The following is a 13855-nucleotide window of genomic DNA, read 5'->3' as shown; positions in this document are numbered from 1 at the left end:
GATTGGAGTTGGTAGAAATGAAATGGTCTGAAATCAGTATCCACACAACAAATGAAGCGGTTGAACCGATATCAAATATCCTGCACGAAGCCGGAGCAAGCGGAGTCGTGATTGAAGATCGCTTTGAGCTGACAAAGACAAGAGAAGATCAATATGGGGAAATCTACCAACTCAATCCAGATGATTATCCGGAAGAAGGCGTCATCATAAAGGCTTATCTACCGGTAAACAGTTTCTTGGGAGAAACGGTGGAAGCGATAAAGGAATCCATTAATAATCTTATGATTTATGATATTGATATCGGGCTAAACAAAGTAACAATTAGTGAAGTGAATGAAGAAGAATGGGCAACAGCCTGGAAGAAATATTATCACCCGGTGAAAATCTCTGAACGGTTCACGATTGTGCCAACGTGGGAAATGTATAATCCCGTCAGCAGTGATGAATTGATTATTGAATTGGACCCGGGGATGGCGTTCGGTACCGGAACACATCCAACGACCGTCATGTGTATTCAAGCACTTGAAAGTACAGTTCAGCCGGGAGATACGGTCATTGATGTAGGAACCGGATCAGGAGTTCTGAGTATAGCCGCGGCCATGCTTGGGGCGCGAAGCATTCGGGCATATGATCTTGACGAAGTTGCCGTAAACATAGCAAGAATTAATGCCAAATTAAACAAAGTGAATGATCGAATTACGGTTTCGCAAAACAATCTGCTTGATAATGTGGAAGAAAACTCTTCAGATGTCATAGTGGCCAATATTTTAGCCGAAGTGATTTTAAGATTTACGGACCAAGCTGCCAATGTTCTGAAACGAGGCGGAACATTTATAACATCGGGAATCATTCATCCTAAAAAAGATCAGGTAAAGGATGCCTTAATAGCGGCTGGCTTTGAAATTACTGAAACGATTTTAATGGAAGATTGGGTTGCAATGATCGCCAAAAGGCTATAATGATAAAAAAGGGGATTTACCCCTTTTTATATTTTTTTCTATAAATTTAGCAACAGAAAGAGTAAAATGTTTGAAGAAAGGGTGCATCGTGTGCAACGCTACTTTGTAGATCAGGGGGCAAGTGACGGCCGATTTTTCATTACGGGAGATGACTATTATCATATTGTAAAGGTTATGCGTATGCATATTGGCGAATCAATCATTTGTGTAGCCCCTGAAGGAAACTCAGCTGTTTGCCGGCTTGCAGAAATTACCGATGAAAGAGTCGTTGCAGACGTTGTACAATGGAAGGAAGAGAATTCGGAACTACCGATTTCCGTTACGATCGCAAGCGGGCTGCCAAAAGGGGATAAATTGGAATGGATTATTCAAAAAGGGACTGAATTGGGGGCCCATCAATTTATCCCATATACTGCGCAGCGCTCTGTCGTCAAGTGGGATGAGAAAAAAGCTGCAAAGAAATTGGAAAGATGGCAAAAGATCGCCAAAGAAGCTGCTGAACAATCCCATCGCACCGCTGTTCCGGAAATTATTAGTCCGTTAAGGTTTAAAGACTTGCTTACTTACGGCGAGAAATTTCAATATAAACTGGCTGCCTTTGAAGAGGAAAGCAGAAATGGCGAAATTTCTGTATTTTCGTCAACGCTTCAACAAATTAAAAAAGGGGAATCACTCCTTATTGTATTTGGTCCTGAAGGCGGTTTATCCGCTGAAGAAGTACAGGCCTTAAAGGAGCATGGATTTCTTCTTTGCGGATTAGGTCCACGCATATTACGGACGGAAACGGCTCCATTGTATTCACTCGCGGCCATTTCTTATCATTTTGAACTACTGAGGTGAGTTTTGAATGCCAACAGTTGCGTTTCATACACTTGGATGTAAAGTAAACCACTACGAAACAGAAGCCATTTGGCAATTGTTTAAGCATGAAGGCTATGAACGGGTTGATTTCGAATCAATTTCCGATGTATATGTCATTAACACTTGTACGGTAACTAATACCGGAGATAAAAAAAGCCGACAAATAATTCGCCGGGCCATCAGGAAAAATCCCGATGCTGTAATTTGTGTTACAGGGTGCTATGCCCAAACATCTCCGGCAGAAATTTTGGCCATTCCTGGCGTTGATATAGTTGTAGGCACGCAGGATCGTGTGAAAATGCTTGAATATATCGAGCAATTTAAACGGGAGCGTCAGCCGATCAATGGTGTAGGAAATATAATGAAAAACCGTGTTTATGAAGAACTAGATGTCCCTGCTTTTACTGATCGAACCCGTGCTTCATTAAAAATTCAAGAAGGCTGTAACAACTTTTGCACCTTTTGTATTATTCCATGGGCCCGCGGCTTGATGAGATCGCGTGACCCGAAAGAGGTTATCCGCCAGGCACAGCAGCTTGTGGATGCAGGCTATAAAGAAATCGTTTTGACAGGTATTCATACAGGCGGTTATGGTGAAGACATGAAAGATTATAACCTTGCCATGCTGTTAAAAGATTTGGAGGCTGAAGTCAAAGGGATCGAGCGGTTGCGTATTTCATCTATCGAAGCAAGCCAGATTACGGATGAAGTAATTGAAGTAATTAAACATTCCAATATTATTGTTCGTCACTTGCATATTCCGCTTCAATCAGGTTCGAATACCGTTCTAAAAAGAATGCGACGAAAATATACAATGGAATTTTTCGCGGAAAGATTGGAACGTTTAAAAGAAGTACTTCCAGGTCTTGCTATTACGTCGGATGTTATTGTCGGATTTCCGGGAGAAACAGAAGAAGAATTTATGGAAACCTACCAATTCATAAAGGAACATAAATTCTCTGAACTTCATGTTTTTCCATATTCTAAGCGGACTGGAACTCCTGCCGCGCGAATGGAAAACCAAATTGATGAAGAAATTAAAAATGACCGGGTTCACCGCTTAATTGCGTTATCTGACCAATTAGCAAAAGAATATGCTTCCCAATTCGAAGGTGAAGTTCTTGAAGTGATTCCTGAAGACAAATACAAAGAAGATCCAAATTCCGGTCTTTATGAAGGGTATACAGATAATTATATGAAAGTGGTCTTCAAGGCTACAGAAGACATGATTGGCAAAATTGTCAAAGTGAAAATAACAAAAGCAGGCTATCCGTATAATGAGGGACAATTTGTTCGCGTAATCGAAGGTCGTTCTTCATTAAAAGATCAGTTATTAGCAAAAGAACAAGCTGCTATCTAGAAAGGACCTATTTCGGTCCTTTTTTATTATGCAAAAACAATATCAATTCTCCGAATTTTGTAGCAAATGGCAAAACAAGCAGTGAGGTAACAACATTGAAGATGACACTTATATGGGCCAGTTGAACCTCTTTTCTTTCTGCCAACAGCCAGGCATTCTCTGCAAGCAGCGGAATGAGGGGAATAAACAGAAGGACACCAATCACATTGAGCCAGACATGAGCAAAGGCGGCCATCCGTGATTCACTACCCCCGCCAATGGAAGCGATCACTGCTGTAATACAAGTGCCAATATTGGCACCGAGGACAATAGCGATGCCGGCATCCAGCTTTAACAGTCCAGTTGTTAAAAATCCCATCGTGATTCCCGTCATCGCGGTGCTCGATTGGATGATCGCAGTTATAATAGTGCCTGTTAACAAGCTTAAGAAGGTGTGATCATTGATGGAAAGAATGAATTGGTGAATGGCTTTCATGTCGGTCAATGGCCTTGCTAATAGTTCAAACCCTTTCATCGCCGTAAATACGGAGGCGATTCCGAACAAAAGCATACCGATACTTCTTGCTCGTATGTTTCGAAACAACATCAGTGCAGCTCCAATTATGGCAAATGGAACAAGGGCAGCGTCAATTTTGAATGTAATGAGCTCCGTTTTAAAGGTTGTCCCGATATTGGTCCCGAGAATAATGCCAATCGACTGAGGAAAGGTCATGATTCGGGCAGAAATCAATCCAATTGTAATGACCATAACAGCTGAACTACTTTGCAATAATGCCGTAATGAATGTTCCGGTCAGCATCCCTTTTAATGGGGTGCTTGTCAGCTTTTTCAGCCAATATTTCAGCTTATTGGCAGATAAATTAAATAGTCCAAATCTAATAATCGTCATACCAAAAATAAATAATAAAATACAAAGCACAAATAAAAATATGTATAGCATGTCTCATCCCCCTCTATCATTGTATGGCAGGAGGATATAGGACATGTCTATTTCGTGAAAATAATGAACAGCAATGGAAAAGGATGCATAAAATTTAAAATGACCGTTTTCTGGCGATGAATTTCGGTTGACCTTGGTTCAAGGTTATATTATAATTGCAAGGTACATGGATTGATGTAAGTGTGTTGTGTTTCGGAGGGAGGGAAAGAGAATGTCTAAAACCGTTGTTCGTAAAAACGAATCGCTTGAAGATGCTCTTCGTCGCTTCAAACGTTCTGTATCAAAAACTGGTACTTTGCAAGAGGCAAGAAAGCGCGAATTCTACGAAAAACCAAGTGTAAGACGTAAGAAAAAGTCTGAAGCTGCAAGAAAACGTAAGTATTAAGAGGGTGTATTTACATGAGTCTTCTTGAGCGTTTAAATAACGACATGAAACAAGCGATGAGAAATAAGGAAAAAGACAAACTCTCTGTTATTCGGATGATCAAAGCTTCATTACAAAACGAAGCGATTAAGCTTGGTGTGAAGGAACTATCTGAAGCAGATGAGTTAACAGTCCTTTCTCGCGAATTAAAGCAACGCAAAGACTCCCTCCATGAGTTTGAAAAAGCAAACAGGCCGGAACTTGTTGAAAAATTGCGTACAGAAATCTCGATTGTGGAACTGTACATGCCGAAACAACTTTCTGAAGAAGAGTTGACAGATATTGTAAAACAAACGATTCAAGAGGTCGGTGCATCATCAAAAGCTGATATGGGAAAAGTGATGGCTGCGATTATGCCAAAAGTGAAAGGCAAAGCAGACGGATCACTTGTAAATAAATTTGTACAACAACACCTTTCATAGTATTCTGACAACAAAACCGCAAGTACAGTCTTGCGGTTTTTGGTTTAAAGTAAAGAAGTATAAATTTTGACTTCGAGAATTGTCCAGCGCAAGTGGCCTAGCCCCTCGGGGTCAAAAAGCAGTTGCCCTAAAAGTCTAAAAACCAGACTTTTAGGGCAGAAGAACATTTGCCCGTCGGGGCTAACCAAGGCGCTCGCGCTTTTCCTATAAAAAACTGTGCTAGAACCCCCTTTCATTTCATACATATGAGATGAAAGGGGGTTCTTTTTTTATGGCGAAAAATTGGGCCGGGCGGCTCCGCAACTGGATGGCTAAAAAAATGGATCTTCCTCAAGATGTCATAATGGATTTACCCCGTATTACCATGATTGGGCAAATTCATATTTATATTGAAAACCACCGCGGTTTGCTTGTCTTTACGGATAAAGAACTCCGACTGTTATTAAAGCAGGGGCAGTTGTTAATAAAAGGAAAATCTTTTGTGCTCAGAACGATTTTGCCCGAAGAAATTTTGCTGGAAGGAAAAATTGACCAGGTCATTTATATAAATGATGAAACAGGAGGAACGTCATGAAGAACCAGTGGATGGAATTTATTTTGGGCAATGTTACAGTGAAAGTTTCCGGAAAAGGGATTGAGCGGTTCCTTAATGTACTGTCAAGAAATGGACTGTATATTTGGAATGTGAAACGGCATGGGACAGAGACCATTACTTTTAAAATGAGGTTAGTAGATGCGAAAAATATTCGATATTATGCCCGAAAAACGGAATGTAAGATTTCGTTTCTTAGGAGGAGCGGCGGACCTTTTGTATTGAATAGATTACTCAAAAACAGCGGCTTTCTGGCAGGGGCAGGAATATTTATGGCAATCATTTTGATCCTCTCGAATATGATTTGGGGGATTGATATTAAAGGTGCAAAACCGGCAACAGAGTATAAGATTCGCCAAGAATTGGACAAGATGGGAGTTAAAGTTGGTAAACTACAATTTATGACCGAAAATGTCGAAGGAATTCAAAGACGGCTGACAGACAGCATCAAGGACCTCACATGGGTGGGTGTAGAATTAAAGGGGACAACCTTTCATCTCCAGGTAGTGGAAAAAAATGAGCCAAATAAGCCGAAAACATATTCACCGCAAAACTTGATTGCCAAAAAGAAGGCGATTATAACCGGTTATTATATTGAAGAAGGACAGAAAGTAATTGATAAAAATGATTATGTAGAAAAAGGCCAGCTTCTTGTATCCGGAGAAATCGGACAAGAAGGGGAGAATCCAAAGCTGGTTGCTGCAAGAGGAGAGGTATGGGGGGAAACGTGGTATAAAAGTCATGTTGAACTCCCGTTTAAAACCAATTTTAAAGTCTATAATGGGAAGCAACAGCAAAAATATGCGATTTCCATCGGAAAATTAGAAATCCAGATTTGGGGATTTGGTAAACCTAAATTTAGGAAATATGAAACTGAGAGCACTGCACATAAAATTCATTTTTTAAAGTGGGAACTCCCGATTTCAATTGTCACCAAAACATTACGGGAGCGAGAAGAGCTCACAAGGGACTATTCTCCTCAAGAGGCGGAAAAAATAGCATTAGAAATGGCCCGGAAGGAAATAAAAACGCATCTAGATGAAGATGCCAAAATTAAAGATGAAAAAATTTTACAAAAGACCGTGAAAAATGGTAAAGTGATACTGGATATTCATTTTAGCGTGATTGAAAATATTGCTGTTGGACAACCGATTTCCAAGGAGACTCATGAATGACAGAAAAATTTACAACCATTAATGTACAGCTTGAAAATCCAGCAGAGGCACTGACTCTGCTGGGAAATGCCGATCAAAATCTAAAAGTTCTAGAAGAAGAGTTAAATGTCTCGATTATTACAAGAGGAGAACTGTTTAGTTTGTCTGGTGACGAAGAGGATGTCACATTAGCCGCGCAAGTTTTGGACAGATTATTATTTGTGGTGCGAAAAGGTATTCATATCAGCCAGAGAGATGTCCTTTATGCAGTTCAAATGGCGAAAAAGGGCACGCTTGAATATTTTGTTCATTTATACGATGAAGAAATTGGCAAAACGGTAAAAGGAAAAACCATCCGGGTTAAGACCTTGGGACAAAGACAATATGTCATGGCCATTAAGAAGGATGACCTAGTCTTTGGAATTGGGCCTGCAGGTACTGGTAAGACCTATCTTGCGGTTGTCATGGCCGTGAATGCCTTGAAAAATGGCCAGGTAAATAAAATAATTTTGACAAGACCTGCGGTTGAGGCAGGGGAAAGTCTTGGATTTTTGCCCGGCGATTTAAAAGAGAAGGTAGACCCGTATTTGCGGCCTTTGTATGATGCGCTCCATGATGTGTTGGGTGCAGAACATACACAGCGGTTAATTGAGCGTGGAACAATTGAAATTGCGCCTCTTGCCTATATGCGCGGGCGAACATTAGATGACGCTTTTGTGATCTTGGACGAAGCACAAAACACAACACATGCCCAAATGAAAATGTTCCTGACAAGACTTGGCTTTGGCTCCAAAATGGTTATAACAGGTGACCAAACCCAAATAGATTTGCCAAAAGGTGCCAAATCTGGCCTTGTAGAAGCGGAGAATATTTTACAAAATGTAAGCGGCATTTCCTTTGTCTATTTGCAACAAAGCGATGTAGTCCGTCATCCTCTTGTCGCTAGAATTATTGAAGCTTACGAGAAAACGGATATCAAAATCAATTAAAACAGTTGAGAGGGATACCTGTATATGGTTCATCCCTTTTTTAGTTTGATAAATGATGATTAATAGTGAAACTTCCCGGAAAAACTGTTATCATTTTACATAATGAGATTTTAGACATTCATTACAAATGAGATTCTTTGGCCTTGGGCTGGAGGGATTTAGTTGGATAAACTACAGCAGTATTTCATAAAGATTCGCAACTTACTTGATATGACCATTTTTCGTGTGATATTTTTCCTCATCATCGGAATTATATTATTTGGGGCAATGTTTAGTAAAGTAAAACCGGAAAAATTAAATATAAAACTATTTTCGATCGCCCACCAAACGATCCGTTCCCCTGGAACAGTAGAAGATAAACAAAGCACAGAAGAAAAGCGAAAAGAAGCACGGGATCAAGTTCAAGATGTCTATACTTTAAAAAAAGAATATACGCAAAACCGTGTGGATTTGATTACTTCCATTTTTCAAGCTGCTGCAGAGGTAAATGATGACGTGAATAAAGATTTGAAAAAAGATACTGCCAGCTCTCAAGAAAAGGTTGCAACTGCTGTACCGAGTGTTGCTGAAAGAATTTCAAAATTAAAAGGGAAATTAACGACAACTGTAACAAAAGACCTTTCTGACCAGGTGTTTACGGCATTAGTACAAGCATCAAATAGCGAGTTATCCATTGCCAAGGATTTAACGGTTACAGCTATTAACCATGTTATGAGCCAGAAAATATCTGCAGATGATGTAGAAAATGCGAAAAAAAGAGTGGAAGAGGAGTTGAAATATTCTACTTTAAATGATCCTTTAAAACAAGCTGCAATTGAGCTAGGCAGATATGCGATTATCCAGAATGAGTTTTATGACCCACAGGCAACTGAAGAACTAAGGCGACAGGCTGCAGAAGCGGTAGAACCGGTCAAAATTCTTCAGGGGCAGGTCATTGTCGAAGAAGGGGAGCTCATTAACCGGGAGATTTATCAACAGTTAAAGCTTGTAGGTCTCCTTAATACTGAGAAATCATATAAACCTTTTATCGGATTAGTCGTTTTAATTTTGATTATCGTTTCGGCGATTTATTATTATTTCTATCAAATGAAAGCAATTCCGGAAAAGCGTCAAACTTATTTATTATTGTACGGAATGATTTTTATCTTTTCCATTTTACTGATGAAAATCATCAGCTTGCTGCAAATCTTTAATTTTTCCGGAATTGGTTATTTGTTCCCTGCAGCTATGGCTGGTATTCTAATTAAGATCATGATTGATGAAAGGCTTGCTATCCTCACTTCCATTATTCTTGCGATTTGCGGCAGCATCCTGTTTAATGAAGGTGTTACGGGTACATTAAATTTCTCAGAAGGAATCTATATACTATTCAGTTCTTTAGCGGGCATCCTGTTTTTAAGCAAACAAAATCGCCGTTTGAAAATATTGCAGGCAGGTCTTTTTGTGACGTTGATCAATCTTCTTGCTTTGATTGCAGTTATGTTTCTTCCAAATAGTCAATTTTCCGCTGTTGAATATGGGTACTATTTCATAACAGCTCTCGTATCCGGCATCGGATCGGCTGTTTTAGCCATCGGTCTATTGCCTTTCTTTGAGGCGAGCTTTGGGATCCTGTCAACGATGCGTCTGATTGAACTATCAAACCCAAATCATCCGCTACTAAGGAAAATTTTGATGGAAGCCCCGGGGACTTATCATCATAGCGTGATGGTGGCCAATTTGGCTGAAGCTGCCTGTGAAGCGATTGGAGCAAATGGTCTTTTGGCAAGAGTCGGCAGTTATTATCATGATATTGGGAAAACAAAACGACCAAACTTTTTTATTGAAAATCAAATGCACCAGGATAATCCCCATGATAGATTGCCGCCTGATAAAAGTGCGAGCATTATCATTGCTCATGTAACGGATGGTGTCAGTATTTTAAAAAAATATCATATGCCAAAGGAAATTATCGATATAGCCGAACAGCATCACGGAACCACGTTGTTGAAATTTTTTTATCATAAAGCGCTTCAGCTGGATCCGGAAACAAACGAAGAAGATTATCGCTATCCGGGACCGAAAGCTCAAACAAAGGAATCGGCAGTAATTGGCATTGCCGATAGTGTCGAAGCCGCTGTTCGTTCCATGCCGAAGCCAACACCTGAAGGAATCGAACTGCTAATAAGGAAAATTGTCGATGAACGTCTTCAGGATGGGCAGTTGAATGAATGTGACATTACGATAAAGGAACTTGAAACAGTAACCCACACGTTGGGTGAAACATTAAAAGGAATTTTCCATTCAAGAATTGAATATCCCGAAATTACCAAGAAGGTGAAACAAGTATGACATTACTGATTGATAGTATCGATGAAACGAATGAACTTACTACGGAGCAAATGCTTGAAGTTGAAAGATTAATAAATTTTGCGGCGGATCAACTAAAGATTGAGGAGCATAGCGAAGTTTCCATTACCTTTGTATCGAATCAGAAAATCCAAGAGATCAATCGCGAATACCGTGCTAAAGATGCGCCGACTGATGTCATTTCTTTTGCCATGGAGGAACTGGGAGAAGGGGAAATCGAATTGGTTGGTGCCAATATGCCACGGGTGCTGGGGGATATTATCATTTCCGTTCCTAAGGCAAAAGAACAGGCTCAAGAGTATGGTCATTCTTTTATGAGAGAACTTGGTTTTTTGGCTATTCATGGTTTTTTGCATTTATTAGGGTATGACCATATGACAGAAGAAGAAGAAAAAGAAATGTTCACCCTGCAAAAGGACATTTTAATAGAATATGGTCTCACACGATAATCGCCATAGAGGCCCTTTTTGGAAAGCTTTTTCCTTTGCCATTGCTGGTATTTTGTCGGCCATAAAGACAGAAAGAAATTTACGTTTTCATCTTGTTTGTTCATGTCTTGTTTTGTTTCTGTCTTATTTCTTTTCGATCTCAAGAACGGAATGGGTGCTTATCCTGCTTTTAATCGGGGGCATGATTGCCTTGGAACTTTTAAATACTGCTGTCGAGCGGGTAGTTGATCTCGTTACACTTGATGATCATCCGCTGGCAAAACAGGCTAAAGATTTGGCGGCGGGTGCTGTATTAGTTTATGCTGTTCTTTCGGTTATTGCAGGTATGTTCATCTTTTTACCATATGTAATCAAATTTTTTGAAAGCCTATAAGGCTCTGTTCTATTATTGAATTCGTTCTTTATATTAGGTAAAATAATTTACATCCATTTTATTACTGGAATATTAAATTTATAAGAAAATTCAAATTTTTGAATCTTTTTTATTACAAATAATGATTTTCTATCCATTTTGTTGTAAAATAAAACTACAGCAGGAATCTGCTGGAAAGGAAGAAGACTAGTGAACATCGATCAATTAATTGACGAAGCAATGAAAGCAAGAGATAAAGCATATGTTCCGTATTCCAAATTTGGTGTCGGAGCTGCCCTTTTAACAACTGACGGAAAAGTATATCATGGCTGCAATATTGAAAATGCTGCTTATAGTCTTTGCAATTGTGCAGAGCGGACTGCCCTTTTTAAAGCGTTTTCAGAAGGCGATCGGAATTTTCAAATGATGGCGGTAGTTGCCGATACCGACCGTCCATGTTCTCCATGCGGGGCCTGCCGGCAAGTAATATCTGAATTATGCCCTAAAGATATGAAGGTGGTACTGACGAATTTAAAAGGGAATATTTTAGAACTTACAGTTGAACAACTATTGCCAGGTGCATTTTCATCGGAGGATTTACATGTTAAATAATGCAGCAGAAACAAAAAAATTTAAATCAGGCTTTATTTCTATAATCGGAAGACCAAATGTAGGGAAATCGACGTTCTTAAACCGGGTAATCGGTCAAAAGATCGCGATCATGAGTGATAAACCTCAGACAACCCGGAACAAAATCCAAGGGGTGTTGACGCTTGCGGATGCTCAAATGATTTTCATCGATACTCCGGGAATTCATAAACCAAAGCATAAATTAGGCGACTTTATGATGAAAGTTGCACAAAATACATTAAAAGAAGTGGACCTAATCCTGTTTATGGTAAATGCTCAGGAAGGATTTGGCCGCGGTGAAGAATTCATTCTTGAAAAGTTTAAAGCAATTCAAACACCAGTGTTTTTAGTAATTAATAAGATTGATCAAATTCACCCTGATGATTTATTGCCAATCATTGAATCTTACAAAGAGAAATATTCTTTCCAGGAAATCGTTCCGATTTCTGCCTTAGAAGGTAATAATGTGGAGCGGCTGCTTTCGCAAATTAAGGAAATTTTGCCTGAAGGCCCGCAGTATTATCCTGCTGACCAAGTGACAGACCATCCTGAAAGGTTTATTATCACTGAACTTATCAGGGAAAAAGCCCTTCACTTGACCAGGGAAGAAATTCCTCATTCAATAGCTGTTGTTCTTGATAAGATGGAACACCAGCAAGACAAAGATCTTATTCATATCATGGCAACCGTGATTGTAGAACGTGATTCGCAAAAGGGAATCATTATTGGTAAACAGGGCAGTATGCTGAAGGAAATTGGTAAGCGTGCCCGTACAGATATTGAAAATCTCCTTGGTTCCAAAGTTTTTTTAGAACTGTGGGTAAAGGTACAAAAAGATTGGCGGAATAAAATGTCACAGCTCCGGGATTACGGTTTTAATGAAGATGAGTATTAAGCACTCACTTTACCAAAAATATTACGTCGATGATCAGATTATGCATGGACAACATTAGCAAAATTTACGTCTTATGATTTTTGCGCGGGCAGGCTATGATAATGGTAAGTTTTGAACCGAATGAACGCTAGTCTAAATATTGAAAGGTGGGGTTTTCGTGTTGGATTTTACGTGGAAGGTATTTACCCAGACAGGTAATATTGACACATATCTTCTTTTTAAGGAGATTGAGAAAGAAAACCAAGAAAGACCCGATAATTTGAATGAAGAGCTAGCACAAGTCGATTTTCCTGTTTCATAGCTTTACGCGCCTTTACAGGATGGTGACAGCCATGTTTCAGAAATGTGAAGGCATCGTCATTAGAACAACAGATTATGGAGAAACAAACAAAATTGTAACTTTATATACGAGAGAATGGGGAAAGGTTGGTGCCATGGCTAGGGGCGCTAAAAAGCCTAACAGCCGCCTTTCCTCGATTACACAGCTGTTTACACATGGGCATTTTCTAATTCAGCGGGGAAGTGGTTTGGGAAGCCTGCAGCAGGGAGAAATCATCTCTTCGATGCGTTCGATTGGCGAAGATATTTTCTTAACTGCGTACGCGAGCTATATCGTGGAATTAACAGATAAATGCACAGAAGAAAAGAAGCCGAACCCGTTTCATTTTGAGCTACTACTGCAAACTCTTCACTACATGAATGAAGGTTATGACCCGGATATCATGATGAATATTTATGAGATGAAGATGCTGAACGTTTTAGGACTATATCCTATTTTAGACCAATGTTCCGTCTGTGGCAGTACAGATGGGCATTTTTCTTTTTCAATCCGCGAAGGCGGTTTTATTTGCTATCGTTGCCTTGATCAAGACCCATACCATTTAAAAGTAACACCAGCTGCACTCAGGTTGTTACGACTGTTTTATTATTTCGACCTATCCCGGCTTGGCAGCATTTCAGTTAAGGATGAAACAAAAGCTGAGCTAAAAAAAGTAATTTCCGCCTACTATGATGAATACTCGGGACTTCACTTGAAATCAAAGAAATTTCTTCAATCAATGGCTCAGTTTCGTAACCTTTTAAACTAATAGTTGACAATGGATTTTGTTTTGGTTATATTTTCATTAATTAAATAGTTGCGTTGACGGAAAAGAGTACATAGTCATTCTGATAAAAGCGAACCTAGGATGGTGGAAGCTAGGGTATCGGGACCTATGGAAGGCGTTCCTGAGCAATTGTGTATGAAGGTGGCTAATTGTTTAGCAAATAGGGTGGAACCGCGGGTAACTCTCGTCCCTATGCGTATGCATAGGGGCGGGAGTTTTTTATTTTATGGCTCTGTTATTGTTCATTGTTGATTTTCAGCAGGGTACTCACTTAAATCGGAAGAATTCCGCTTATTTTAAAAAAATAGCGGTTAGACTGAGAAAGAGGCGGAAGTTTTCCGCTTAAATAAACCAAAAAAGCCTTAAAACCATG

The 13855-nt window shown here is 39.6% G+C and carries 16 protein-coding genes; 15 read left to right on the top strand and 1 reads right to left on the bottom strand.

The annotated features are described in order from the left end of the window. The first annotated feature begins 17 nt into the window (after positions 1-17). The 3 genes from prmA (at position 18) to mtaB (ending at position 3180) form a co-directional block, all read left to right on the top strand. On the top strand, positions 18-959 hold the full coding sequence (gene prmA / locus BFU02S_RS05935; RefSeq protein ID WP_066367886.1) for a 50S ribosomal protein L11 methyltransferase: 942 nt from the start codon (positions 18-20) through the stop codon (positions 957-959). A 90-nt stretch (positions 960-1049) separates the two neighbouring features. Next, a complete protein-coding gene (locus BFU02S_RS05930; RefSeq protein ID WP_066367948.1) occupies positions 1050-1799 on the top strand; it encodes a 16S rRNA (uracil(1498)-N(3))-methyltransferase in 750 nt (249 codons plus the stop codon). 7 nt (positions 1800-1806) lie between these two features. After that, on the top strand, positions 1807-3180 hold the full coding sequence (gene mtaB, locus BFU02S_RS05925; RefSeq protein ID WP_066367883.1) for a tRNA (N(6)-L-threonylcarbamoyladenosine(37)-C(2))-methylthiotransferase MtaB: 1374 nt from the start codon (positions 1807-1809) through the stop codon (positions 3178-3180). Between the two features lie 7 nt (positions 3181-3187). Here mtaB and BFU02S_RS05920 read toward each other — a convergent pair whose 3' ends face one another. Next, the gene (locus BFU02S_RS05920) at positions 3188-4120 is read right to left on the bottom strand and encodes a Na/Pi symporter (protein WP_066367880.1); all 933 of its coding nucleotides are present in this window, start codon (positions 4118-4120) and stop codon (positions 3188-3190) included. 211 nt (positions 4121-4331) lie between these two features. Here BFU02S_RS05920 and rpsU point away from each other — a divergent pair, with 211 nt between their 5' ends. The 12 genes from rpsU (at position 4332) to recO (ending at position 13464) form a co-directional block, all read left to right on the top strand. Further along, a complete protein-coding gene (gene rpsU, locus BFU02S_RS05915) occupies positions 4332-4505 on the top strand; it encodes a 30S ribosomal protein S21 (protein ID WP_003183654.1) in 174 nt (57 codons plus the stop codon). A 14-nt stretch (positions 4506-4519) separates the two neighbouring features. Then, complete coding sequence (locus tag BFU02S_RS05910; protein ID WP_066367878.1) at positions 4520-4966, top strand: GatB/YqeY domain-containing protein; 447 nt, start codon at positions 4520-4522, stop codon at positions 4964-4966. Positions 4967-5237: 271 nt separating this feature from the next. Further along, the gene (gene yqfC, locus BFU02S_RS05905) at positions 5238-5540 is read left to right on the top strand and encodes a sporulation protein YqfC (protein WP_066367875.1); all 303 of its coding nucleotides are present in this window, start codon (positions 5238-5240) and stop codon (positions 5538-5540) included. After that, complete coding sequence (yqfD, locus tag BFU02S_RS05900) at positions 5537-6733, top strand: sporulation protein YqfD (RefSeq protein ID WP_066367872.1); 1197 nt, start codon at positions 5537-5539, stop codon at positions 6731-6733. Before yqfC ends, yqfD begins: the two co-directional genes overlap by 4 nt. Further along, on the top strand, positions 6730-7701 hold the full coding sequence (locus BFU02S_RS05895) for a PhoH family protein (protein ID WP_066367869.1): 972 nt from the start codon (positions 6730-6732) through the stop codon (positions 7699-7701). The genes yqfD and BFU02S_RS05895 overlap by 4 nt, the downstream gene beginning before the upstream one ends. 162 nt (positions 7702-7863) lie before the next feature. Next, positions 7864-10032, top strand: a complete 2169-nt coding sequence (locus tag BFU02S_RS05890; RefSeq protein ID WP_066367863.1) for an HD family phosphohydrolase — start codon at positions 7864-7866, stop codon at positions 10030-10032. Then, positions 10029-10499 carry an rRNA maturation RNase YbeY gene (ybeY, locus tag BFU02S_RS05885; RefSeq protein WP_066367861.1) on the top strand — a complete coding sequence of 157 codons (471 nt, stop codon included), beginning with the start codon at positions 10029-10031 and terminating at the stop codon, positions 10497-10499. The genes BFU02S_RS05890 and ybeY overlap by 4 nt, the downstream gene beginning before the upstream one ends. Then, on the top strand, positions 10483-10872 hold the full coding sequence (locus BFU02S_RS05880) for a diacylglycerol kinase family protein (protein ID WP_066367859.1): 390 nt from the start codon (positions 10483-10485) through the stop codon (positions 10870-10872). The genes ybeY and BFU02S_RS05880 overlap by 17 nt, the downstream gene beginning before the upstream one ends. 189 nt (positions 10873-11061) lie before the next feature. Then, positions 11062-11463 (top strand): cytidine deaminase, encoded by a 402-nt coding sequence (locus BFU02S_RS05875; RefSeq protein WP_066367856.1) that lies wholly within the window; start codon positions 11062-11064, stop codon positions 11461-11463. Further along, positions 11453-12376: a GTPase Era gene (era, locus tag BFU02S_RS05870; RefSeq protein ID WP_066367855.1), complete on the top strand. Its 924-nt coding sequence runs from the start codon at positions 11453-11455 to the stop codon at positions 12374-12376. Before BFU02S_RS05875 ends, era begins: the two co-directional genes overlap by 11 nt. Positions 12377-12533: 157 nt before the next feature. Continuing rightward, the gene (locus BFU02S_RS16295) at positions 12534-12677 is read left to right on the top strand and encodes a YqzL family protein (RefSeq protein WP_084361003.1); all 144 of its coding nucleotides are present in this window, start codon (positions 12534-12536) and stop codon (positions 12675-12677) included. A 31-nt stretch (positions 12678-12708) separates the two neighbouring features. After that, a complete protein-coding gene (gene recO / locus BFU02S_RS05865; protein ID WP_066367853.1) occupies positions 12709-13464 on the top strand; it encodes a DNA repair protein RecO in 756 nt (251 codons plus the stop codon). Positions 13465-13855: the final 391 nt, after the last annotated feature.

The organism is Neobacillus fumarioli NBRC 102428 (assembly GCF_001591485.1).
In the GTDB taxonomy this organism is placed as follows: domain Bacteria; phylum Bacillota; class Bacilli; order Bacillales; family Cytobacillaceae; genus Neobacillus; species Neobacillus fumarioli.
The sequence above is the reverse complement of the archived record's forward strand: the minus strand, read 5'-3'. Positions and strand labels throughout refer to the sequence as shown.